The organism is Agromyces molybdatiresistens, from assembly GCF_052748445.2.
In genome coordinates this window covers 1,698,993-1,722,201 of sequence record NZ_CM188258.1, presented here as the reverse complement: position 1 = coordinate 1,722,201, position 23,209 = coordinate 1,698,993, and the positions used below count along the sequence as shown (strand labels likewise).

Genomic DNA, 23,209 nt, shown 5'->3' with positions numbered 1-23,209 from the left:
GCGAGGCATCGGATCGGATGCGTCGCCGGGGCGTCGATGTCAGGTGCCGGCCCCGCTACTCACGGATGGTCGCGCCGAGACGCTCCCCCGCGAGCGCCGCGCCGGCGAGCTTGGCGTCGCTCGCCTCCGCGGCCGTCAGCGTGCGGTCCCCGGCGCGGAAGCGCAGGGCGAACGTGAGGCTCTTGGAACCCGCCGGCACGCCCTGCCCCCGGTAGTCGTCGACGAGCCGCAGGTGCTCGAGGAGTGCGCCGGCACCCTCGCGGACGGCGTCCGCGACGGCCGCGGCGGGCACGTCGTCGGCGACCACGAGCGAGAGGTCCTGCGTGGCGGCGGGCAGCGTGCCGATGGGCTCGGCCTGGACGGCGTCGCCCGCGAGCGCGATGATCGCGTCGAGGTCGACCTCGGCGACCGCGACCACGCGGGGCAGGTCGGCCTCGGCGGTGAGCTTCGGGCGCAGCTCGCCCGCGTAGCCGACGAGCTGCCCGGCGACGCGGACCTCGGCGGTCCGGCCGGGGTGCATCGCCTGGTGCGCTCCCTGCGCGAACTCGACCTCGGCTCCCGCAGCGTGCGCGATGCGGCGGACGGCGTCGAGCGCATCGGCGATGCCCGCCGTCTCGGCGGCACGGCCCGGCTGCTTCGACTGCACGTCGCCCGCGAGCAGGACCCCGACGTGACGGGGTTGCGCGGGGATGCCGGCGTTCAGCTCGGCGAGCGTGTCGTCGGAGGGCCGCTCCCAGCCGACCGGGAGCTCGGCCGAGCCGTACGCGCGACCCGCCTCCGGCAGGAACACGAGGCCGAGCTCGTAGACGTCGAGGTCGGTGAAGCCCCGCGAGAGGTTGCGGCGCGCGACGCCCATGAGGCCCGGGATGAGCGAGCGACGCAGGAACGGCACCGTCGCGTCCAGCGCGTTCGCGAGCTTCACGCTCGCCACGGGCGAGCCGTCGGCCGACCCGTATACGGCGTTCTCGGCCTCGCTGACGAACGGGAACGCGAGCACCTCGATCCCCCCGGCGGCCGCGAGCGCGTCGGCGACGCCGCGACGAACGCGCTGCGAACGCGTCAGCCCCCGCCCGGGCGGGGCGACCGGCAGCACCGACGGGATGCGGTCGTAGCCCAGCAGGCGCGCGACCTCCTCCGCGAGGTCGACGTTCGCCGTGAGGTCGGGGCGCCACGACGGCGGGACGACCTCGAAGCCGTCCTCGACGCGCGTGACCGCGCCGCCGATCTCGGCGAGCGCATCGTGCACCTCGTCGGCCGTGTACTCGACGCCGATGAGCCCCGTGACGAAGCCGTCGGGGAGGCGGATGGCCTCGCGCGCGGGCGCCTCGTGGATGAGCGAGCCGTGCTCGTCGACGGTGCCGCCCGCGAGGTCGACGAGGAGCTGCGCGACGCGCGCCGCGGCCGCACCGGCGACCGCCGGGTCGACACCGCGCTCGAACCGCTTGGACGCCTCGCTCGGCAACTTGTGCCGGCGCGCGGTGCGGGCGATCGAGACGGGGTCGAAGTTCGCGGCCTCGATGAGCACGTTCGTCGTCGTGTCGCCGATCTCGGTGTCGGCGCCGCCCATGACGCCCGCGAGGCCGATGGCGCCGCGGTCGTCGGTGATGAGCAGGTCCTCCGCGTGGAGCGTGCGCACCTTGCCGTCGAGCGTCTCGAGGGTCTCCCCCTCGGCCGCGCGTCGCACGACGATCCCGCCCTGCAGCCGATCGAGGTCGTAGCCGTGGATCGGCTGGCCGAGCTCGAGCATGACGTAGTTGGTGATGTCGACCGGCAGCGACAGCGAGCGGATGCCGGCGAGCTTCAGCCGCGCGACCATCCACGCCGGCGTGGGCCGGGCCGGGTCGATGCCCCGCACGATGCGCGTCGCGAAGACGCTCGCGCCGACGCGGCCACGGATGGGCGCCTCGTCGCGGACCGCGACGGGGAACGCGTCGGCCGACGCATCCGCCGCAGCCACCTGCTGGGCGGGGTCGCGGTAGACCGCGCCGGTCGCGTGCGCGTACTCGCGGGCGACGCCGCGGATCGAGAACGCGTACCCGCGGTCGGGCGTCACGTTGATCTCGACCGCCGCGTCGTCGAGGCCGAGCAGCGCGATCGCGTCGGTGCCGACGGGCGCGTCGATGCCGAGGGTCGACAGGCGCAGGATGCCGTCGTGGTCCTCGCCGAGGCCGAGTTCCTTCGCCGAGGCGATCATGCCGTCGGACACGTGCCCGTAGGTCTTGCGCGCCGCGATTGGGAACGGCCCGGGAAGCACCGATCCGGGCAGGGTCACCACGACCTTGTCGCCGGCGAAGAAGTTCCGGGCACCGCACACGATGCCGTGCACGGCGTCGCCGCCGTCGGCGGCCTGCTCGCCGTCGGGCGCCACGCGCACCTGGCACCAGCGGATGGTCTTGCCGTTGGACTGCGGCTCCTCGACGAACTCGAGGACCTCGCCGACCACGATCGGGCCCTGGAGGTCGAACGTGTGCACGTCCTCCTCCTCGAGCCCGACGCGCACGAGGGCGGCGTGCACGTCCTCGAGGGACGTGCCCGGCGGGAGATCGACGTACTCGGCGAGCCAGCTGAGCGGCACTCGCATGCTTAGACCACCATTCCGAACTGCTGTGAGAAGCGGATGTCGCCCTCGGCCATGTCGCGCATGTCCTGGACGTCGTTGCGGAGCATGAGCCCGCGCTCGATGCCCATGCCGAAGGCGAAGCCCGTGTGGACCTCGGGGTCGATTCCCGCGGCGCGGAGCACGTTGGGGTGCACCATGCCGCAGCCGCCCCATTCGATCCAGCGTGGGCCGTCCTTGAAGGTCGGGTGCCAGAAGTCGAGCTCGGCCGACGGCTCGGTGAACGGGAAGAAGCTCGGGCGCAGCCGCACCTTCGCCTCCTCGCCGAAGATCGACTTCACGAAGTGGTCGAGCGTGCCGCGCAGATGCGCCATGGTCAGGCCCTTGTCGACGGCGAGGCCCTCGAACTGCATGAACACGGGCAGGTGCGTGGCGTCGAACTCGTCGGTGCGGTAGACGCGACCCGGTGCGAGCACGTAGATCGGCACCTCGCGCTCGAGCATCGAGCGCACCTGCACGGGGCTCGTGTGCGTGCGCATGACGAGGTGCGCCTCGGGCGGGTCGACGAAGAACGTGTCCTGCATCGCGCGCGCGGGGTGGTCGGCGTCGAAGTTCAGCGCGTCGAAGTTGAACCACTCGCTCTCGACCTCGGGACCCTCGGCGATCTCCCAGCCCATGCCCGTGAAGACGTCGCAGACGCGGTCCTGCAGCAGGGCGAGCGGATGGCGCGCCCCGGGGGTGAATCGCGACGGCAGCGCCGTGACATCCACCGCCTCGGCGGCGAGTTGGGCCTCGGCCTCGGCCTCGAGGATCTCGGCCTCGCGCGCGGCGAACGCCTGGTTCACGCGCCCGCGGGCGGAGCCGACGAGCTTGCCGAGGGCGGCCTTCTGGTCGTTGGGGACGTCGCGCAGCGACGCGTTCAGCCGCGCGAGGGCCGACTTCTCGCCGGTGTGCTCGGTGCGGACGGCCTTGAGCGCGGCGGAGTCGTCGGCGACCGCGATCGCGGCGAGGGCCGCATCGACGGCGGCCGCGACGGCCGGTTCGGAGATCTGGAGGGGCTCGGACACGAGAGTCGAGTCTAGTCGCGGGCGGCGAGCGCCCGTGAGCGCTAGATCGAACCCTGACCCATCTGCCGCGACTCGGCGTTCGCCTTGGCGATCCCCTTGAGCAGCTCCTCGTTCTCCTCGTCGGGGTTCAGCGGCTTCTGCCCGGTTCGCCGCGCCGTGCGCTTGGCGACCCACCGTGCGAACCACGACAGCGACAGGTTCATCGCCAGGTAGAGCACGAGCGTGACGATGAAGAACGAGAACAGGTAGTAGTTGCCGTAGAAGCTCGCGAGCTGGTTCATGTTGACCCGCAGCAGCTCGACGTACCCGACGATGTAGCCGAGCGACGTGTCCTTCAGGAGCACGACGAGCTGGGCGATGATGATCGGCAGCATCTGGCGGAACGCCTGCGGGAACTCGATCAGCATCTTCGACTGCATGGGGCGCATGCCGAGGCTCAGCCCCGCCTCGCGCTGCCCTCTCGGGAGCGAGGCGAGACCGGCGCGCAGCGCCTCTCCGATGAGGGCGCCGTTGTAGAGCGTGAGAGCGGCGACCACCGCCCAGAACGAGCCGGTGTTGAGCACGAGCAGGATGAACAGCATCATCAGCAGCACGGGCATGCCGCGGACGAACTCGAGCACCACGGCCGTGGGGATCCGGATCCACGCGGCCTGGGCGCTGCGCAGGAGCGAGAAGACGATGCCGAGGGCGACGGCGAGCACCGCGGCCGTCAGCGCGGCGCGCAGCGTGCCCCAGACGCCCGCGACGAAGATGTAGCGCCACACCGTCGGGTCGGCGAAGATGTCCCACCGCGACGGGTCGAAGTACCCGGGGAGGTCGCCTCGGGGAGCGTTCAGCGTGAAGAACACCCATGCGAGCCCGCCGAGGATGGCGAGCCCGCCCGCGATCGAGGCGATCAGCGAGTTGCGCCGGGCGACCGGACCCGGGGCGTCGAAGAGCACGTTCGTCATCGCTGCACCACCCAACGTCGTTCGAGTCGGGCCGCGAGGAGTCCGAGCGGCACCGTGATGAGCAGGTAGAAGGCGGCGACGCCGAGCAGGACCGGGATCACCTCGTCGCCGCGCGCGTTCGCGACGGTGCGACCGACGGCGAACAGCTCCACGACGAAGAAGCCGCCGGCGACCGACGTGTTCTTCGTCAGCGCGATGAAGACGTTGATGAGCGGCGGGATCGTCATCCGGAACGCCTGCGGCAGGACGATGAGCCCGACGGTCTGCGAGAAGCCGAAGCCGACGCTGCGAGCCGCCTCGGCCTGGCCGACCGGGACGCCGTTGACGCCGGAGCGCAGGGCCTCGGCGACGAACGGGGACGTGTAGACCGAGAGGCCGATGATCGCCGCCGTCACGTAGTCGAGGCGCGAGCCGAGCTGCGGGAGCACGAACGCGCAGAAGAAGAGCACGAGCGTGAGCGGGGTGTTCCGCACGAGCTCCGTGTAGACCGTCGCGAACCAGCGGAGCGACGGCACCGGCGAGATGCGCATGGCGGCGATGAGCGTGCCGATCACGAGAGCGGCGATTCCCGAGACCACCAGCAGGAGGACGGTCGTGCCGAAGCCCTGCAGATAGAGCGGGAAGTTGTCGAGGACCGCGTCCACGCGCTTCCTTCCTGTGGTGTGTGGCCGGCGTGCCGAGCCGGGAGGTCCGGACGCCGAGCGGCGCCCGGACCTCCGATCGGATCAGTACCGGTCGACGGCCGGCGGCTCGCGGAACTCGAGCACGCTGCCCGCGGTGTCCTCCCAGGCGGCCTCGTACGAGCCGTCCTCGTATGACTGCTCGAGGACGTCGTTGATGAAGGCCCGGAACTCGTCGTCGCCCTTCATGACGCCGATGCCGTAGGGCTCGGCGGTGAACGGCTCACCGACGACCTTGAACTCACCCGGGTTCTGGTCGACGAGACCGGCGAGGATCACGTTGTCGGTCGACACCGCGACGGCCTGGCCGCTGCGGAGCGGCTCGAGGCAGTTGCTGTAGGTGTCCGTCTCGATGACCTCGGCGCCGAGCTCCTTGAGGTTCGCGGCGGGGGTCGATCCCGTCACCGAGCAGACGGGCTGCCCGACGAGGTCGTCCTCGCTCGTGATGTCCTCGTTGTCGGCGAGGACGAGGATCGACTGACCGGCCTCGAAGTAGGGTCCGGCGAAGTCGACGACCTCCTTGCGCTCGTCGTTGATCGTGTACGTCGCGACGACGAAGTCGACCTGGCCGTTCTCGATGAACGGCTCGCGGTTGGCCGAGACCGTCTCGACCCACTCGATGTCCTCGGGGGCGATGCCGAGCTCGCCGGCGATGATCTTCGCGATCTCGACGTCGAAGCCGACCGGCACGCCGTCGGGGCCGACCAGGCCGAAGAGGGGCTGGTCGAACTTGGTGCCGACGGTGACGGTGCCCGCCTCGGCGAGCTCGGCCATCGTCGTGCCCTCCTCGAACTCGGGGGCCTCCTCGACCGTGGTGTCGTCACCCTCGTCGCCGGGCGTGCCGGCGTCGCCGGCACAGCCGGCGAACAGGAGCGCGGTCGCGGCCGCCGCGGCGACCAGGGCGATTCTGCTGCGTCTCATGTCGTGCCTCATCTCTCGTGTCGTTCGGGTCCCCGCCGCTCGTGGCCGCGGAGGTCTAGTGGGCGAGGATCTTCGACAGGAAGTCCTTCGCGCGGTCGGTCTTGGGGTGGTCGAAGAACTCGGCCGGCACGGCCTCCTCGACGATGGCGCCGTCGGCCATGAACAGCACGCGGTCGGCGGCCTTGCGGGCGAAGCCCATCTCGTGGGTCACGACGATCATCGTCATGCCCTGCTCGGCGAGGCCGACCATGACGTCGAGGACCTCGTTGATCATCTCGGGGTCGAGTGCGCTCGTCGGCTCGTCCATGAGGATGAGCTTCGGGTTCATCGCGAGCGACCGGGCGATCGCGACGCGCTGCTGCTGGCCGCCCGAGAGCTGCGCCGGCATCTTCTTCGCCTGGTCCGCCACGCCGACGCGCTCGAGGAGCTCCATGGCCTTCGCGTCGGCGTCCTTGCGCGACATCCGCTTCACCCTGATGGGCGCGAGCGTGACGTTCTCGAGCACGGTCTTGTGCGCGAACAGGTTGAACGACTGGAACACCATGCCGACGTCGGCACGGAGCTTCGCGAGCTCCGCGCCCTCCTCGGGCAGGACGGCGCCGTCGATCGTGATGCTGCCCGAGTCGATGGTCTCGAGCCGGTTGATGGCGCGGCACAGCGTCGACTTGCCCGAGCCCGACGGCCCGATGACCACGACGACCTCGCCGCGGTTGACGACCGTGTTGATGTCGTTCAGCACGTGCAGGTCGCCGAAGTGCTTCTCGACGTGGTCGATCACGACCAGGGGTTCACCCCGGCGGACCGAGATGTTCGACGTGCGTGGAGCGGTGTCGGCCGGCATACCCCTCAAACTAGGGCCCGAGGGCCCTTCCCGGCCACCGCCCGAGCGGGGGGTTTACCGTTCCGTTACCTCGACGGGTGCGAGATCAGTCGCGGTGCGCGAAGGCGCTCTCGTAGAGGCAGACGGATGCCGCGGTCGCGAGGTTCATCGACTCGGCGTGTCCGTAGATCGGCACCGTGACGACCCGGTCGGCGAGAGCGAGCTTGTCGTCGGGCAGGCCCCTGGCCTCGTTGCCGAAGAGCCATGCGGTCGGCCGCGCGAGCACGCCGTCGCGCCGAGCGTCGAGCAGGTCCTCGCCCTTCACGTCGGCCGCGAGGATCGTGAGGCCCGCCTCGCGGGCGCGGGCGAGCACGTCCTCGAGCTCGGCGCCGACGGCGACCGGCAGGTGGAAGATCGAGCCCGTCGACGAACGCACGACCTTGGGGTTGTAGAGGTCGACCGCGCGACCGGTGAAGACGACGGCGTCGGCCCCGGCGGCATCCGCCGCCCGGACGATGGTGCCCGCGTTGCCCGGGTCGCGGACCTCCTCGAGGATCGCGACGAGCTTCGGCCGCGTCGCGAAGACGTCCTTCACGGCGGTCGGGAACTGGTGGCAGACGGCGACGAAGCCCTGCGGCGTGACCGTGTCGGCCATCGCGTTCAGCACTTCCTCCGTCACGTACTCGACGTCGACGCCCGCGTCGATCGCCGTGTCGCCGATGTCGGAGTAGCGCTCGAGCGCGGTCGGGGTCGCGTACAGCTCGACCACGAGCTGCGGGCGGAAGGTCAGCGCCTCGGCGACCGCCTGCGGCCCCTCGAGGAGGAACATGCCCGTCTCGACGCGCGCGGGTTTCTTCGCGAGCTTCGCGACGGCCCGTACGCGCGGGGACCTCGGGTTCTCCAGCACGCCTCAAGCCTACCGACGGATGTCGCGGTGCCCGCGATGCCCCGCCGTTCGCGCCGTTCGGCACGGAGCGGCGGCATCCGCCCGCTCGCGCCTTCCGGCCCGGCGGGATCCGTTCGCCTCGCGGCCACATGGCCCGGGTGCGACGAACGGCCCGGCACCACGAGGGTGCCGGGCCGTTCGGGAGAAGCGAGCTTACGCCGCGTTCTTCGGAGCGTTGACGTCGCTCGGGAGCGCCTTCTTGGCAGCCTCGACGAGGCCCGTGAAGGTGGCCGGCTCGTTGACCGCGAGGTCGGCGAGGATGCGGCGGTCGACCTCGATGCCCGCGAGGCCGAGGCCCTGGATGAGGCGGTTGTACGTGATGCCGTTCTGGCGCGCAGCGGCGTTGATCCGCTGGATCCAGAGGCGACGGAAGTCGCCCTTCTTCTTGCGGCGGTCGTTGTACGAGTAGACGAGCGAGTGGGTGACCTGCTCCTTCGCCTTGCGGTAGAGGCGCGACCGCTGACCGCGGTAGCCCTCGGCGCGCTCGAGGATGACCCGACGCTTCTTGTGCGCGTTGACTGCGCGCTTGACTCTTGCCATGACTCTGTCTCTTCCTTACCGGGTCTCGTCGCTCAGCGACCGAGCAGCTTCTTGATGACCTTGGTGTCGGGCGCCGAGGCGACCTTGTCCTGGTTCAGGCGGCGGGTGCGCACCGAGGACTTGCCCTCGAGGTTGTGGCGCATACCGGCCTGCTGCTTCTTGATCTTGCCGCTGCCGGTGACCTTGAAGCGCTTCTTGGACCCGGAGTGGGTCTTCTGCTTCGGCATCTCTCGTCTCTCTCCTTGGTTCTGCCGCCACCGGGGTGGCGGACGTGGTGCCTGGCCTAGGCCTCGGGGGCCTCGGCCGTCTGCGGCGCATCGTCCGCGGATTCCGCCGGACGCTGCTTGGCCGCAGCACGCTGTGCATTCGCCTCGGCCTTGGCCTCGGACTTGTTCTTGAGGGGCGCGATCACCATGACCATGTTGCGACCGTCGATGGTCGGGTTGTGCTCGACCGTGCCGAACTCGGCGACGTCCTCCGCGAAGCGCTGGAGGAGGCGCACGCCCATCTCGGGACGCGACTGCTCGCGACCGCGGAACAGGATCATGGCCTTGACCTTGTCGCCGGACTTCAGGAAGCCGACGGCGCGCTTCATCTTGGTCTCGTAATCGTGCTTGTCGATCTTGAGGCGGAACCGAACCTCCTTGAGGATCGTGTTCGCCTGGTTGCGCCGGGCTTCCTTCGCCTTCTGCGCAGCCTCGTACTTGTACTTGCCGTAGTCCATGATCTTGACGACCGGCGGACGGGAGTTCGGCGCGACTTCGACGAGATCGAGGTCGGCCTCCTGCGCGAGCCGCAGTGCCACCTCGATCTTCACGACGCCGACCTGCTCTCCGCCAGGGCCCACGAGGCGGACCTCGGGGACGCGGATACGGTCATTGGTACGCGGATCGCTGATGCGAGTCTCCTCTACTCGAACGGTGTTCCAGCCCTTCGGGAGACGGATGCCGCCCGAAGACGAGAGCGGAAATCCACGCGATGACGCCCCGCGGAATTCCACCGCGGGCTCATGCGGCACCCTTGCTCCTCCCCCGCGAGCGGGGAAGGGGAGTGCGAACGACCCGGTAACCTTGATGAAGCGGTATGCGCGGGTGGGAGTCTCTCCACTTTCGTACCGGGGACTGGCCCCGGAGCCCGCAGTAGTCTAGCAGAGGAATCCCCCGGTGAGCGACACTTCGCCCGAGCCCACGCGTGCGCCCGAGCACGACCACCCCGAAGCAGGGACCGAGCAGACGGTCGCCGACGCCACGCGCGACATCGCCGAGGTCCCCGCCGTCGAGGTCATCACGACGGCGGCCGTGCACCTCATGAGCGCCGCCGCGGTCAAGGTCGGCCTCGCCGACGACCCGGAGTCGCAGACCGACCTCGACGAGGCGCGGAAGCTCATCAACGCCCTCGCCGGGCTCATCACGGCCGGCGCTCCCGAGATCAGCGACATGCACGCCCGGTCGCTCCGCGACGGCCTGCGCTCGCTCCAGCTCGCGTTCCGCGAGGCGTCGTCGATCCCCGACGACCTCGGCAAGGGTCCGGGTGAGAAGTGGACGGGGCCCGTCTCCTAGGCCCGGCTCGACCGCCGGCCGCGCCTCGCGCCGACCCTCACCGCTGGCAGTGCGGGCACCAGTAGGTGTCGCGCAGCTCCACGTCGTTGCGGCCGAACCGGCCGTACTCGATGCGCGTGCCGCAGCGGCGGCACGGCTCGCCGGCGCGCCCGTACACCCAGAGCCGCCGTCCGGGCCGCGTGTCGCCCGTGGTGGTCCGTTCGAGGCGGTCCCGGTTGGCGTGGATGACGCGGCGCGCCAGGTCGATCGCCGGGGCGAGGTCGACCTCGCCGATCGGACGGTGGGGCCGGATGCCGCGCAGGAAGCAGACCTCGTTGACGAGCACGTTGCCGAGTCCCGCGAGGTTCCGCTGGTCGGCGAGCGCCACGACCGACGGGACGTCGGGGTCCCTGGCGAGACGGTGCGCCGCTTCGAGGGCGTCCCAGTCGGGGCCGAGCAGGTCGGGGCCGAGGTAGGCGAGCCGATCGGCCTCCTCGGCAGCCGGGAACACCTCGACGAGCCCGAGGTCGAAGCCGACGGCCGTGACATCCGTCGTCTCGACGATCGCGCGGGCACGGTGCGCCGGCCGCGGCCAGCGCTGGCCGGTCCGCAGCACGCGCCACTCCCCCTCCATCTTGAGGTGGGTGTGCAGCACGCGGTCACCGATGCGCATGAGCAGGTGCTTGCCTCGGCTGCCGACGGATCGGATCGCCTCGCCGTCGAAGTCGACCGTCGCGTACGACGGCACCCGGAGGTCGCTGCGGACGACCGCGCGACCGGCGAGCGCGTCGTCGAGCCGGCGCGCGACGCGGAAGACGGTGTCGCCCTCGGGCATCTCAGCCCCTCGCCTCGAAGCGGAGGCCCTGGGGGGTCTCGCGGAACCCGGCGCCGCGGAGCGGAGCGTCGAGCGCCGACCCGAACACGGGTGCGCCGTTCACGGTCTCCACGCGGAACCGCGCCCCGCGGGCCCGGGCCAGCGCCTCGGCGAGCGCCGTCGCGGCCTGCGCGAGCACGCCGTCGCCGTCGGTGAACACGAGCGCGGTGCGTCCACCGCGTTCGAGGTAGAACACCGCCTCGCCGTCGACGATCGCGACGACGGCGCCCGCCTTGCGCGCGGGCCGATGGGTGAGCTCGACGATCGGCTCGGGCCAGTCGAGGGCCGCGCCGAACGGGTTCGCGGGGTCGGTCGCGGCGAGCGCGACGGCGCCGCCCTGCGGCGCCTGGCGGACCCGGTCGACCGCGGCGCTCGTGGCGAACTGCGCGCCGCCCTGCCCGTCGATGAAGTAGCCGCGCCGCACGCGCCCGGTCTCCTCGAACCCGGCGAGCGTGCGGTACGCGAGGGCGAAGCCGCCGAGGTGGTCCTCCGCGACGACCGAACCGCGGGTGACGATGCCGTAGCGCTCGAGCAGCGTCTCGCCGAGCGCGTGCGCGCGGGGCGTCGCCGCGTCGCTCGGGACGGGGAGCACCGACCAGCGCCCGGCCGCGCGCGGCGGCGCCGAACGCGGCGAGCGGGCGCCCTCCGCCGCGGCGGCCGCCTGGGCGAGGACCCGGCGGGACACCGCGCGCCCGCGGATGCGGGCGCGGGGGGCGCTCGCGCGCGTCTTGTGCGCTCCGCCGCCGAGCAGCAGCCCGCGGACGGGCGCGAAGGTGTCGTTGGTCACGAGGCCCGCCCACGCGAGCCGCCAGAGCGCGTCGAGCACCGGCGCGTCCTCGGTCGCGCCCACGGATTCGGCGAGCTGCCGGAAGAAGTACGCGCCGCCGCCGCCGAGCACCGCGAGCAGCTCGGTCTCGATCGCGTCGAGCGGCTGGTCGACCGGTGCGGGCATGGTGAGCTTCACGGTGTCGGCGAGGTGCAGGCTGATCCAGCCGTCGTCGCCGGCGAGCGCACCCTGGCCGGCCCAGAGCACCTCGCCGCTCGCCGTCAGCTCGTCGAGCAACTCGGGCCGGTAGTCGCCGACCCGGGCGGGCAGCACGAGCGACTCCCACGCGGAGGCGGGGATGCGCACGCCCTCGAGCTGCTCGATGACCGCGGCGACGCCGTCCACGCCTCTGAGCCGCCCGCCGACGTGCTGCCAGTCGGGCAGGAAGCGGGCGTACTCGCGCGGCGCCACGGGCTCGACCTCCTCGCGGAGTGCCGCGAGGGACCGGCGGCGCAGCCGCCGCAGCACCTCGGCGTCGCACCATTCCGCGCCGCTGCCGTGCGGCAGGAAGGCCCCCTCGACGAGGCGCCGCTCGCCGGCGAGCCGCGCGAGCGCGGTGTGCGCGATCGCGGTGCCGATGCCGAACCGCTCGGCCACGGTGCCGGTCGTGAACGGGCCGTGCGTCCGCGCGTACCGGCTCACGAGGTCGCCGAGCGGGTCGCGCACGGCCTCGCCGAACGCGTCGGGAAGGCCCGGTGGTATCGGTACGCCGAGCGCGTCCCGCAGCCGGCTCAGATCCTCCACCGCCGCGACCCACTCGGTCCCGGCGAACCGCACGCGGGCGGCCCTGCGCGCGGCGGCCAGGGCGTCGACGGATGCCGCGGCATCCGTCGCCTCGTCGATACGGTCGCCGATCTCGGCGACCGTGAGCGGTCCGAGCTCGCGGAGCAGGTCGGCCACGCCCTCCTCGCCGCGCGCGAGCCGGTCGGGATGCCGGCGCTGCAGCATCCGCTCGATCTCCTCGACGACGGCCGGGTCGAGGAGCTCGCGGAGCTCGACCGTGCCGAGCAGTTCGGCGAGCAGGCCCGGGTCGAGCGAGAGCGCGGCGGCGCGCCGCTCGGCCAGTGGGGCGTCGCCCTCGTACATGAACGCGCCGACGTAGCCGAAGAGCAGGCTCGCGGCGAACGGGCTCGCGGTCTCGGTCGCGACGTCCACGAAGCGGATGCGCCGGCCCCGGATGCGCTCCGCGAGGGCGGTGAGCGCCGGGAGGTCGTAGACGTCCTGCAGGCATTCGCGCACCGCCTCGAGGACGATCGGGAAGTCGGGGTAGTCGCGGGCGACCTCGAGCAGCTGCGACGCCTTCTGCCGTTGTTGCCAGAGCGGCGAACGGCGGCCCGGGTTCTGCCGCGGGAGCAGCAGCGCCCGCGCCGCGCACTCGCGGAAGCGCGACGCGAACAGCGCCGAGTCGCCGACGCGCTCGGTGGCGAGCTGGGCGAGCTCCTCTGGGTCGAACTCGAACAGCTCGCTGCCGGGCGGTTCGTCGGCGGTGTCGGGGATGCGCAGCACGATGCCGTCGTCGCTCGCGACCGCGTGCGCCTCGACGCCGAGTCGCTCCTGGACGCGCGCATCCACCGCGAGGGCCCACGGCGCGTGGACGCGCATGCCGTACGGCGAGTGGAGCACGATGCGCCAATCGCCCAGCTCGTCGCGGAAGCGCTCGACGACCAGGTGCTCGGCATCGGGGACGACGCGCGTCGCCTCGCGCTGGTCGGCGATGAAGCGAACGAGGTTGGCGCCGGCACGGTCGTCGAGGCCCGCGGCGACGGTGCGCGCGAGTGCGGTCGGCTCGTCGGCCGCGGCGAGCTCGCCGATGAACGACCCGATCGCGGCGCCGAGCTCGGCAGGACGGCCGATGCCGTCGCCCTTCCAGAACGGCAGCCGCCCCGGTTCGCCGAACGCCGGGGAGACGAGCACGCGGTCGTGCGTGATCTCCTGGATGCGCCAGCTCGTCGCGCCGAGCGCGAACACGTCGCCGACGCGCGATTCGTACACCATCTCCTCGTCGAGCTCGCCGACGCGTCGCCCGGGGCCGGCGTCGCCGATCATGAACACGCCGAAGAGCCCGCGGTCGGGGATCGTGCCGCCGCTCGTGACCGCGAGTCGCTGGGCACCGCGCCGGCCGGTGATCGTGCCCGCGTCGCGGTCCCAGACGATGCGGGGCCGCAGTTCCCCGAATCGATCGGAGGGATACCGGCCCGCGAGCAGGTCGAGCGTCGCGTCGAACGCCGATCGCGGCAGCGTGCCGAAGGGGGCCGCGCGGCGCACGACGTCGAACCAGTGCTCCACGTCCCACTCGTCGATCGCGGCGGCCGCGACGGTCTGCTGCGCGAGGACGTCGAGCGGGTTCGCGGGGATCCGCATCGGCTCGATCGCGCCCTCGATCATGCGCTCGGCGACGACCGCGGAGTGCAGCAGGTCGGCGCGGTGCTTCGGGAACATCAGCCCCTTCGACACCTCGCCGACCTGGTGGCCGGCGCGGCCGATGCGCTGCAGGCCGCTCGCGACCGACGGCGGCGACTCGACCTGCATCACGAGGTCGACCGCGCCCATGTCGATGCCGAGCTCGAGGCTCGAGGTCGCGACGACGCACTTCAGGCGGCCGGCCTTCAGGTCGGCCTCGACGAGCGCACGCTCCTCCTTGCTCACCGAGCCGTGGTGGGAACGCGCGATGATCGGCTCGGCGCCGGCGGTGATGCCCGACGCGCCGGGGAGTTCCGCCGGCGGTCGGCGTCCGGCCGGCGCGGCAGCGGGCGGGTCAGTGCGTGCGCCGACGGATGCCTCGGCCGCCGCCTGCACGCCGGCGCCGACGATCGCGACCTCGTCGGCCGTTCCCGGGTGGGTCTCCGACGCTGCGGAGGATTCCCCCGGCTCCCCCGCCGCGTCGACCTCGTCGGCCGGCGCCGTGCGCTCGGCCCACAGCTCGTTGAGCCGCGCGGTCAACCGCTCCGCCAGTCGGCGCGAGTTCGCGAACACGATCGTCGAGCGGTGCGCGAGCACCTCGTCGAGGATGGCCTCCTCGACGTGCGGCCACACCGAGCCGCCGGCGTCGCCCGAGAGGTCGCCGAGGTCGTCGACCGGCACCGTGACCCGCAGGTCGAACCGCTTGCCCGACGGCGGCGCGACGATCGAGACCGGCCGGGTGCCGGCGAGGAACCGCGCCACCTCTTCGTGCGGTCGGACCGTCGCGGAGAGGCCGATGCGCTGCACGGGCCGCGCCACGAGCTCGTCGAGCCGTTCGAGCGAGAGCGCGAGGTGCGCGCCGCGCTTGGTGCCCGCCAGCGCATGGATCTCGTCGACGATGATCGTCTCCACGCCCGCGAGCGTCTCGCGCGCCTGCGAGGTCAGCATGAGGAACAGCGATTCGGGCGTCGTGATGAGGATGTCCGGCGGGCGCTTGACGAGCGCGCGCCGGTCGGTGGGCGACGTGTCGCCGGAGCGGACGCCGACCGTGACCTCGGGCACCTCGACGCCGAGCGCGGCGGCGGTGCGGGCGATCCCCACGAGCGGCGCCCGGAGGTTCCGCTCCACGTCGACGCCGAGGGCCTTGAGCGGCGAGAGGTAGAGCACGCGCGTGGCGCGGGGAACGGCATCCGTCACCTCGCCCGTCGTCGCGTCGACGGCCGGAGCCTCGTGGTGCAGGCGGTCGATGGCCGACAGGAACGCGGCGAGCGTCTTGCCCGAGCCCGTGGGTGCGACCACGAGCGCGTGCTCCCCCGCCGCGATGGCGCGCCACGCGGCATCCTGCACGGGCGTCGGCTCATGGAAGGACTCGGTGAACCACGCCCGCGTCGCGGGCGCGAACGAGTCGATGGCCCCGGTCATCCCCCCATTCAAGCGGATGCCGCCGACATCGGGGCCGGCTGTTCGACGACGCTCGGCGACTGCTCAGTCGCCCGTCGCCCGCAGCTCGCCGAGCACGCGGGCGACCCCGGCGACCGTGCGGCGCGCCTGGGCGGCATCCGTGCCCCAATTGCTCACGGAGAAGCGCACGACCGCCCGGTCGTGCCAGCGCGACGTCATCGCGAGCACCTCGCCGTCCGCCCACAGGGCGGCGCTCAGGGCCTCGGTCGCGGCGTCGTCCTCGAGCGCGACGCAGACCTGGGTGAAGACGACCTCGTTCAGCACCTCGACGCCGGGAAGCTGCGCGAGCCCGTCGGCGATGATCCGCGCCGATCCCGCGAGCCGGTCGATGAGCTCGGCGACGCCCTCGCGGCCCAGGTGCCGCAGGACCGCCCAGGTCGGCACGCCGCGCGCGCGACGCGAGAGCTCCGCGACCTTCTCGTGCGGGTCGGCGCCGACGTCCGTCGCCTGGAGGTAGCTCGCCTGCATGCTGAGCGCACGTCGCATCGCCGCCCCGTCGCGCACGATCGCGACACCGCAGTCGTACGGCACGCTCAGGGTCTTGTGCGCGTCGGTCGACCAGGAGTCGGCATCGGCGACGCCCGCCGCCAGGTGCGCGAGGTGCGGGGATGCCGCGGCCCACACCCCGAACGCGCCGTCGACGTGCACCCACGCGCCCGCCTCGTGCGCGATCCGGCACGCCTCGGCGAACGGGTCGAACGCGCCCGAGTGGATGTTGCCGGCCTGCAGCGCGACGATCGCCGGCCCCTCGCCGCGCGCGAGCTCCGCCTCGAGTGCGTCCGGCCGGATGCGCCCCTGGTCGTCGCACGCGACCACGGTCGGCGCGCCGAGGCCGAGGTAGCGCGCCGCGAGGTCCATGGTGCCGTGCCGCTCGGCGCCCGCGAGCCACCGGATGCGCGGCGAGCCGCTGAGACCCTGCTCCTCGACGGCCCAGCCCACGCGCCGCAGCACCTCGTCGCGCGCCGCGGCGAGGCACGCGAACTGCGCGGTGGTCGCCCCCGTCGCGAAGCCCACGTCGCTTCCGGCCGGGAGGCCGAGCAGGTCGAGCAGCCAGGAGGACGCGATCTCCTCGGCGGCGACCATGCCCGGGGAGATGATCCCGAGCCCGGCGTTCTGGTCCCATGCGGAGACGAGCCAGTCCGCGGCGAGCGCGACCGGCTGGGTGCCGCCGATCACCCAGCCGTAGAACCTCGGCGAACCGATGGCGATGAGCCCGGGCTCCGCGCCCTCGGCGAGGAGGTCGATGACCGCGTCCGCGGGCTCGCCGCGTTGCGGCAGTCCGCGCCCGAGCACGTCCATGACCTCCTCGACGCCCGCCCGCGGCGGGATCGGCCGTTCGGCGACCGTCTCGAGCCAGGCGGCGGCGCGCCGATGCGCCCGGTCCAGCAGGGCGCCGTCGAGCGGTCGCAGGTCGGGGGCCGGGTCGGCTCCCGATGGTTCGTCCGTCATCATCCACCACGGATTCCGCGCATCGACACGCAGTCCCGATCCTGCTCCCGCCGGGTCGCCCGGGTCAACGGCCGGGCGCGTCCGCGTCCCCCGCCACGAGCTTCACCGCGAGCGAGTCGACACCCGTGGCGATGGCGTCGTCGGCGGCCCAGCGTCGCGCGAGGCGCGCGGTCGTCGCATCCAGCTCGGCCCGGGTCAGGCCCGCGATCAGCCGCAGGCGCACGACGAGCTCGGGGCCCTGCAGTCGCGCGTCGGGATCGCCCGCCACGAGCTCGACGCCGAGCACCGCGAGCTCGCCGCCGATCGAGCGCTCGAACGCGCCTCGCACCGCAGCCGATTCCACGGGCGGATACCACGCCTGCTGCTGGGCGACGGCCCACACGGCCGGCCGGCGGAGGACGAACTCGGTCGGCGAGCCCGGATCGAGCACGACGAGCTCGGTGCCGTCGTCGGCGGCCGCGAGCGCGACCCGCACGCCGTCGGCGGGCACCGGCCGCGCCACCGGGTTCCACCGGTTCATCGCCTCGACCGACCCGAACACGGGCAGCACGCGGCGGCCGTCCGGACCCTCGACCGTGACGATCGAGAGCTCCTGGCTCTTGTCGACGGCGTGGCCGTGCGCGCCGACCTCGGTCCCGCCGTCGCCGAGTTCGGCGAGGAGCGGGATCAGCAGGCGGGCCGAGCCGAACGCCGCGACGACATCCGCCTGCCCGCCGTCACCGGCGCGGAAGCTCGCCAGCGCGGCACCGAGCGCCTCGGGCATGCGGCCGTCATCGGCCGCGTGCGGGTTGGCCACGAAGGACCGGCCCGCCCAGGGGCGGCCCGCGGAGTCCGCCGCGGGGTCAGTGGACCGGCCCGCCCAGGGGCGGCCCGCGGAGTCCGCCGCGGGGTCAGTGGGATGCGACATCCAGCGCCTCGGGCAGCGTGAACGCGCCCGCGTAGAGGGCCTTGCCGATGATCGCGCCCTCGAGTCCGTTCGGCACGAGCTGGCGGAGCGCGGCGATGTCGTCGAGGCTGGAGACGCCGCCCGACGCGATGACGGGGCGGCGGGTGCGCTCCATGATCTGTCGCAGCAGCTCGATGTTCGGTCCCTGAAGCGTGCCGTCCTTCGTGACGTCGGTCACGACGTAGCGGGCGGTGCCGGCCTCCTCGAGGCGGTCCATGACCTGCCAGAGGTCGCCGCCGTCCTTCGTCCAGCCGCGCGCCGCGAGCGTGGTGCCGCGCACGTCGAGGCCGATCGCGATCGCCTCGCCGTACTGCGCGATGACGGATGCCGCCCACTCCGGGTTCTCGAGCGCCGCGGTGCCGAGGTTGATGCGCTTCGCGCCGATCTCGAGCGCGTTCTCGAGCGATCGGTCGTCGCGGATGCCGCCGGAGAGCTCGACGTTCACGCCGCGGACCTGCCGGATGACCTTCTTCAGGATCCCGGCGTTCGAACCGCGCCCGAACGCCGCGTCGAGGTCGACGAGGTGGATCCACTCGGCCCCCTGGTCCGCCCAGTCCCCCGCCGCGTCGACGGGGTCGCCGTAGTTCGTCTCGGTCCCCGCCTCGCCCTGCGTCAGGCGAACCGCCTTGCCTCCCGCCACGTCGACTGCCGGAAGCAGTACCAGGCGGGGGGTCTTGTTGAACTCACTCATCACTGTCCTCGAATCGGATGCCGCGAACACGCGGCCTCGGCACAGTCACAGCATCCTAGTCCGCACCGGAAGGCCGTGACGCATCGAAGGTCTCGGGAGGTCGCGACCGGCGTCAGCCGAGCGATCCGATCCAGTTCGAGAGCAGGCGGATCCCGGCCTCGGACGACTTCTCCGGGTGGAACTGGGTGGCCGAGAGCGGGCCGTTCTCGACGGCGGCGAGGAACCGCCCGCCGTGCTCGGCCCAGGTCAGCCTCGGCTGCGGGAACGGCGGGATGACGTCGAGGTGCCACCCCTGCGCCGCGTACGAGTGCACGAAGTAGAACCGCTCCTCGTCGAGACCCTCGAACAGCACCGAGCCCGGGTCGGGCTGCACGGTGTTCCAGCCCATGTGGGGCAGCACGTCGCTCGGCAGCTCGGTGACGACGCCGGGCCACTCCCCGAGTCCCTCGGTGTCGACGCCGCGCTCGACGCCGTGCTCGAACATGACCTGCATGCCCACGCAGATGCCGAGCACGGGGCGGCCGCCGGCGAGCCGCCGGTCGATGAGTTCGTCGCCGCGCACCGAGCGGAGCCCGGCCATGACCGCCGCGAACGCGCCGACGCCGGGGACGACGAGGCCGTCGGCCTCCATGATCGCCCGGCGGTCGGCGGTGAGCTCGACCTCGGCGCCGGCGCGCTCGAGCGCCTTCACGGCCGAGTGGACGTTGCCGGATCCGTAGTCGAGGACGGCGACGCGCCGGGTCGCGGTCACAGCGCGCCCTTCGTCGACGGGATGCCGCTGACGAGCGGGTCGAGCGCCTTCGCCTGCCGGAACGCGCGGGCGAACGCCTTGAACTCGGCCTCGGCGATGTGGTGCGGATCGCGCCCTCCGCGGACGTCGACGTGCACGGTCAGCCCCGCGTTGAACGCGATCGCCTCGAACACGTGCCGGACCATCGAGCCCGTGAAGTGACCGCCGATCAGGTGGAACTCGAACCCTGCGGGCTCGCCGGTGTGCACGAGGTAGGGACGACCCGAGATGTCGACGACGGCCTGCGCGAGCGCCTCGTCGAGCGGCACGAGCGCATCGCCGTACCGCGAGATGCCGCGCTTGTCGCCGAGCGCCTCGCGGATGGCCTGTCCGAGCACGATCCCCACGTCTTCGACCGTGTGGTGCACGTCGATCTCGATGTCGCCCTTCGCCCGGACCGTGAGGTCAGTGAGCGAGTGCTTCGCGAACGCGGTGAGCAGGTGGTCGTAGAACGGCACGCTCGTCTCGATGTCGCTCGTGCCGGTGCCGTCGAGGTCGATCGACAGGTCGATGCTCGACTCGCTGGTCTCGCGCTGCACGCGCGCGATGCGCGTGGGGCGGTCGGTGCTCATGGGGTCATCCTATTCGGGGTCGTGTTCGAGGATTCCGGCCTGGATCAGGAGTTCGCGGCGGCCGGCGTCGCGAACGCGGCCATGGCCTCGAGGAAGGCGGTGGTCTCGGCCTCCGTGCCGGCGGTGACGCGCAGGCAGCCGGGCAGGCCGATCTCGCGGATCAGGATGCCGCGTTCGAGGAGCGCCTCGAACACGGCGTGCGGGTCGTCGACGCCGCCGAAGAGCACGAAGTTCGAGCCGCTCCGATACGGACGGAATCCGAGCGCGGCGAGCTCGCGCGTGATCCGGTCGCGCTGCGCGCGGATCTCGTCGACCATCGCCAGCATCTCGCCGGAGTGCGCGAGCGCGCCGAGCGCCGCCGCCTGCGTGAGGGCGGACAGGTGGTACGGCAGCCGCACGAGGCGCAGGGCGTCGACGACCGCCGGGTCGGCGGCGAGATAGCCCACGCGGGCGCCGGCGAACGCGAAGGCCTTGCTCATCGTGCGCGACACGAGCAGCCGCGGCCGCCCGTCGAGGATCGTGAGTGCGCTCGGCGTGCCCGGGTCGGCGAACTCCTGGTACGCCTCGTCGACGACGACCACGCCGCGTGCGGCGTCGGCCACCGCGGCGATGGTCTCGAGCGACAGGGGCGTGCCCGTCGGATTGTTCGGCGAGCACAGCAGCACGATGTCGGGATCGTGGCGTTCGATCGCGGCGACCGCGGTCGCGGGCGAGAGCTCGAAGTCGGCGTCGCGGTCGGCGGCGATCCACCCGGTACCGGTGCCCGACGCGAGCAGTCCGTACATCGAGTAGGTCGGCCCGAAGCCGAGCGCGGTCCGTCCGGGCCCACCGAAGGCCTGGAGCACGTGCTGCAGCACCTCGTTGGAGCCGTTGGCGGCCCAGAGCTGCTCGGGCACCAGGCCGTGGCCGAGGTACCGGGCGAGCGCCGTGCGGAGCTCGGTGAACTCGCGATCCGGGTAGCGGTTCAGGCCGATGATCGCGGCCGCGACGCGTGCGACGATGTCGTGCGCCACGTCCTCCGGGATGGGATGCGTGTTCTCGTTGACGTTGAGGGCGACCGGTACGAGCTTCTGAGGGGCTCCGTACGGGGTCTTGCCGCGGAGGTCGTCGCGGATGGGCAGGTCGTCGAGACTCGTCACCGATCAATGCTATCCGCGGCGACATCCGTGTTTCGGCGTACGCCCCTACGGTCGCAGCGCGCCGAGCTGCCGGACAGCAGGCACCGGCGGCCCACGCCGGGGTCGGCCGTGCCCCGTGTCTCCTGCTCCGACGCGGTTGCTGCGCTCGGTCAGGCTGACCAGCGCCAGGTACCGGTCGGCCGTCCAGCAGATCAGCTTCCCCTTCTGGTTCTTCGTGCGACCGAGGATGCCCGCATCGGCGAGCTGCGTGAGCGCGCGATGGGCGGCGGCCGCCGACACCTCGTGCAGGGCGGCCACCCTTTCGATGGTCAGGACCGGCTCGGTGGCCAGCGCGCTCAGGATCTTCACCACCACGGCATCGCTCCGCGGACTCGCGGGCGTGATGCCCTGCTCTGCGCGGAAGCGGATCAGGTTCTCGCGCACCTCACCGTCGAGCGTTGCGATGTCTTCGGCAAGCCTGACGGCGTTGCCCGCGGCCAGCTCGGCCGCCTCTGCGAAGCTGATGACCCACTCGTCCAGACGCGATGGGATCTCCCGGTACGCGCTGAGCCCTGCGATGTAGCGATCCGTGTCGCCGGCGAACACCGTGCTGATGGGGATGAGCGTGTTCCGGAGTGCATCGGCACGACGAAGCACGGTATGGATCAATGCCCGGCCAGTTCGGCCGTTGCCGTCGACGAAGGGGTGGATCGTCTCGAACTGCGCGTGCGCGATCGCCGCGCGCACGACGGGGTTCCCCGAGGTCGCCGTGACGAAGCCCGCGAGGTCGTCGACCAGGCGGCGCACCTCGGTCTCGGGCGGTGGAACGAAGTCCGCGCGGAGCGGGCTCCATCCCGGGCCGCCGACCCAGTTCTGCTCCGTCCGCAGGCCGGGCTCGAGCCTGGGCTCGATGAGGTGCTGCAGGCGCTCGATGTCCGCCGTCGTGACGTCGGGGGCGCGCTCGCGGTCGCCCAGTTCAGCGATCGCCTCTTCGGTCGCGCGCACGTTCGCGACGACGTCGAGCGCCACGCGCGTGCTGAGTCCGCTGCCTGCGCGGTGATCGAGAAGCTCGGCGATGGCGAGCTTCTTCGGGCTGATGCTGTTCCCCTCGATCCACGACGAGGAGATGCTCTCCGAACGGATCAGCAGATGGTTCAGGTAGCCGCCTCGGTCGCCGATGCGCTCATCGGCGCGAGCAAGCACGGCGACCGCATCCTCCGAGGCCGCTTGCGCCACCCGGCTGAGGGCCGGCAGCTCCTCGCCGAGTTCGTCGGGGACGTAGGCCCGGTACCGGCCCGGAGCGCGGTCCTTTCGGCCGAGGTGCGTGATGTCCTCCGGGTTCCAGAGCAGATCGACGTAGTGGGCCATGGGGTGTCTCCTGACGTCGATCGCGGAGTACGTATATTTACTTTATAGCATCTAACCTCAATTTCGTGTGAAGGTCGCATCGCTTGCGCGCGAGGACCCATCCACGGGCAGACGCGAACGATGCGTCCATCGAAGCTGACGACGTCGCCGAGCTGCAGCTGCCGTCCGCGTCGTCGATCAACCTCACCGTTCACGGCCACATGGCCGTTGAGGATGGCCTCCTTCACGTCTCCGCCGGAGTCGAGGAGCCCTCCCGAACTTCACGAACTGCCCGAGGCGGATGACTTCCCCACCGATCGGGACGTCGTCGATCGGAGCCGGCTTCGTCATCCCCGAATGCTGGTCCGCGGTCAGCCGGTCGCCAGTGCAACGCGGACGATCCGAACGGCCACGGGTGCACGGACGATCCCTCAGCGAGACCGCGGTGCTAGCTTGACCGGAAGCGGAATGGAGCATCGATGGAGATCGTCATCATCGCAGTCGTGGTCGGGATCGCACTCCTGGGCGGGCTCGTTCGGATCCTGACGGTCCGGGACCGTCGCAACTCCCAAGGGTCGGATCACGCTGCGGACGCATCGCACGCGGAAGCGAAGGCCCGTGGCTACGGTGCCGGTGCTGCCCGGGATGCCGGGTCGGGCGCAATCCCCTGATCGACGTCGAGGCCTGGGGCATCGACCACGATTCCCGATTCCTCA

The 23,209-nt window shown here is 72.1% G+C and carries 21 protein-coding genes and 1 pseudogene; 2 read left to right on the top strand and 20 right to left on the bottom strand.

Annotated features, from left to right (window positions below; all coding sequences use genetic code 11):
- Positions 1-55: 55 nt before the first annotated feature.
- From pheT to infC, 10 genes are all read right to left on the bottom strand, one after another.
- Positions 56-2,581 (bottom strand): phenylalanine--tRNA ligase subunit beta, encoded by a 2,526-nt coding sequence (gene pheT, locus ACULK2_RS07870; protein ID WP_445969087.1) that lies wholly within the window; start codon positions 2,579-2,581, stop codon positions 56-58.
- A 2-nt stretch (positions 2,582-2,583) separates the two neighbouring features.
- The gene (pheS, locus tag ACULK2_RS07865) at positions 2,584-3,624 is read right to left on the bottom strand and encodes a phenylalanine--tRNA ligase subunit alpha (protein WP_445969088.1); all 1,041 of its coding nucleotides are present in this window, start codon (positions 3,622-3,624) and stop codon (positions 2,584-2,586) included.
- A 41-nt stretch (positions 3,625-3,665) separates the two neighbouring features.
- Entirely contained in the window at positions 3,666-4,574 is a 909-nt protein-coding gene (locus ACULK2_RS07860; RefSeq protein ID WP_445969089.1) for an amino acid ABC transporter permease, read from the bottom strand.
- Complete coding sequence (locus tag ACULK2_RS07855; RefSeq protein WP_445969090.1) at positions 4,571-5,218, bottom strand: amino acid ABC transporter permease; 648 nt, start codon at positions 5,216-5,218, stop codon at positions 4,571-4,573. The genes ACULK2_RS07860 and ACULK2_RS07855 overlap by 4 nt, the downstream gene beginning before the upstream one ends.
- 81 nt (positions 5,219-5,299) lie before the next feature.
- Complete coding sequence (locus tag ACULK2_RS07850) at positions 5,300-6,175, bottom strand: glutamate ABC transporter substrate-binding protein (RefSeq protein ID WP_445969091.1); 876 nt, start codon at positions 6,173-6,175, stop codon at positions 5,300-5,302.
- A 55-nt stretch (positions 6,176-6,230) separates the two neighbouring features.
- Positions 6,231-7,016 (bottom strand): amino acid ABC transporter ATP-binding protein, encoded by a 786-nt coding sequence (locus ACULK2_RS07845; protein WP_445969092.1) that lies wholly within the window; start codon positions 7,014-7,016, stop codon positions 6,231-6,233.
- Positions 7,017-7,101: 85 nt separating this feature from the next.
- The gene (locus ACULK2_RS07840) at positions 7,102-7,902 is read right to left on the bottom strand and encodes a TrmH family RNA methyltransferase (RefSeq protein ID WP_445969093.1); all 801 of its coding nucleotides are present in this window, start codon (positions 7,900-7,902) and stop codon (positions 7,102-7,104) included.
- Positions 7,903-8,094: 192 nt separating this feature from the next.
- Positions 8,095-8,481 carry a 50S ribosomal protein L20 gene (gene rplT, locus ACULK2_RS07835; RefSeq protein WP_430646277.1) on the bottom strand — a complete coding sequence of 129 codons (387 nt, stop codon included), beginning with the start codon at positions 8,479-8,481 and terminating at the stop codon, positions 8,095-8,097.
- A 32-nt stretch (positions 8,482-8,513) separates the two neighbouring features.
- Positions 8,514-8,708, bottom strand: coding sequence for a 50S ribosomal protein L35 (gene rpmI, locus ACULK2_RS07830; protein WP_067949205.1), 195 nt, complete (start codon positions 8,706-8,708; stop codon positions 8,514-8,516).
- A 56-nt stretch (positions 8,709-8,764) separates the two neighbouring features.
- Positions 8,765-9,379 (bottom strand): translation initiation factor IF-3, encoded by a 615-nt coding sequence (infC, locus tag ACULK2_RS07825; protein WP_445969442.1) that lies wholly within the window; start codon positions 9,377-9,379, stop codon positions 8,765-8,767.
- A gap of 265 nt (positions 9,380-9,644) precedes the next feature.
- Between infC and ACULK2_RS07820 the strand changes: the two genes are divergently transcribed.
- A complete protein-coding gene (locus ACULK2_RS07820) occupies positions 9,645-10,040 on the top strand; it encodes a DUF1844 domain-containing protein (RefSeq protein ID WP_445969094.1) in 396 nt (131 codons plus the stop codon).
- Between the two features lie 37 nt (positions 10,041-10,077).
- Here ACULK2_RS07820 and ACULK2_RS07815 read toward each other — a convergent pair whose 3' ends face one another.
- From ACULK2_RS07815 to ACULK2_RS07770, 10 genes and pseudogenes are all read right to left on the bottom strand, one after another.
- Positions 10,078-10,854 carry a DNA-formamidopyrimidine glycosylase family protein gene (locus ACULK2_RS07815; protein WP_445969095.1) on the bottom strand — a complete coding sequence of 259 codons (777 nt, stop codon included), beginning with the start codon at positions 10,852-10,854 and terminating at the stop codon, positions 10,078-10,080.
- A 1-nt stretch (position 10,855) separates the two neighbouring features.
- Positions 10,856-15,541 carry an Lhr family ATP-dependent helicase gene (locus ACULK2_RS07810; protein ID WP_445969096.1) on the bottom strand — a complete coding sequence of 1,562 codons (4,686 nt, stop codon included), beginning with the start codon at positions 15,539-15,541 and terminating at the stop codon, positions 10,856-10,858.
- 63 nt (positions 15,542-15,604) lie between these two features.
- The gene (locus ACULK2_RS07805; RefSeq protein WP_445969097.1) at positions 15,605-17,029 is read right to left on the bottom strand and encodes a pyridoxal phosphate-dependent decarboxylase family protein; all 1,425 of its coding nucleotides are present in this window, start codon (positions 17,027-17,029) and stop codon (positions 15,605-15,607) included.
- A gap of 64 nt (positions 17,030-17,093) precedes the next feature.
- The gene (locus ACULK2_RS07800) at positions 17,094-17,936 is read right to left on the bottom strand and encodes an SseB family protein (RefSeq protein WP_445969098.1); all 843 of its coding nucleotides are present in this window, start codon (positions 17,934-17,936) and stop codon (positions 17,094-17,096) included.
- A complete protein-coding gene (gene priA / locus ACULK2_RS07795) occupies positions 17,920-18,666 on the bottom strand; it encodes a bifunctional 1-(5-phosphoribosyl)-5-((5-phosphoribosylamino)methylideneamino)imidazole-4-carboxamide isomerase/phosphoribosylanthranilate isomerase PriA (RefSeq protein ID WP_445969099.1) in 747 nt (248 codons plus the stop codon). The genes ACULK2_RS07800 and priA overlap by 17 nt, the downstream gene beginning before the upstream one ends.
- A gap of 112 nt (positions 18,667-18,778) precedes the next feature.
- A complete protein-coding gene (hisH, locus tag ACULK2_RS07790) occupies positions 18,779-19,417 on the bottom strand; it encodes an imidazole glycerol phosphate synthase subunit HisH (RefSeq protein WP_445969100.1) in 639 nt (212 codons plus the stop codon).
- Complete coding sequence (hisB, locus tag ACULK2_RS07785) at positions 19,414-20,028, bottom strand: imidazoleglycerol-phosphate dehydratase HisB (protein WP_445969101.1); 615 nt, start codon at positions 20,026-20,028, stop codon at positions 19,414-19,416. Before hisB ends, hisH begins: the two co-directional genes overlap by 4 nt.
- A gap of 44 nt (positions 20,029-20,072) precedes the next feature.
- Positions 20,073-21,167 carry a histidinol-phosphate transaminase gene (locus ACULK2_RS07780; protein ID WP_445969102.1) on the bottom strand — a complete coding sequence of 365 codons (1,095 nt, stop codon included), beginning with the start codon at positions 21,165-21,167 and terminating at the stop codon, positions 20,073-20,075.
- Between the two features lie 45 nt (positions 21,168-21,212).
- The gene (locus ACULK2_RS07775; protein WP_445969103.1) at positions 21,213-22,514 is read right to left on the bottom strand and encodes a Fic family protein; all 1,302 of its coding nucleotides are present in this window, start codon (positions 22,512-22,514) and stop codon (positions 21,213-21,215) included.
- Between the two features lie 107 nt (positions 22,515-22,621).
- Positions 22,622-22,844, bottom strand: a pseudogene (locus tag ACULK2_RS07770) (RNA-binding S4 domain-containing protein); the annotation flags it as partial.
- Positions 22,845-22,972: 128 nt separating this feature from the next.
- Between ACULK2_RS07770 and ACULK2_RS07765 the strand changes: the two are divergent.
- Positions 22,973-23,164 (top strand): hypothetical protein, encoded by a 192-nt coding sequence (locus ACULK2_RS07765; RefSeq protein ID WP_445969104.1) that lies wholly within the window; start codon positions 22,973-22,975, stop codon positions 23,162-23,164.
- Positions 23,165-23,209: the final 45 nt, after the last annotated feature.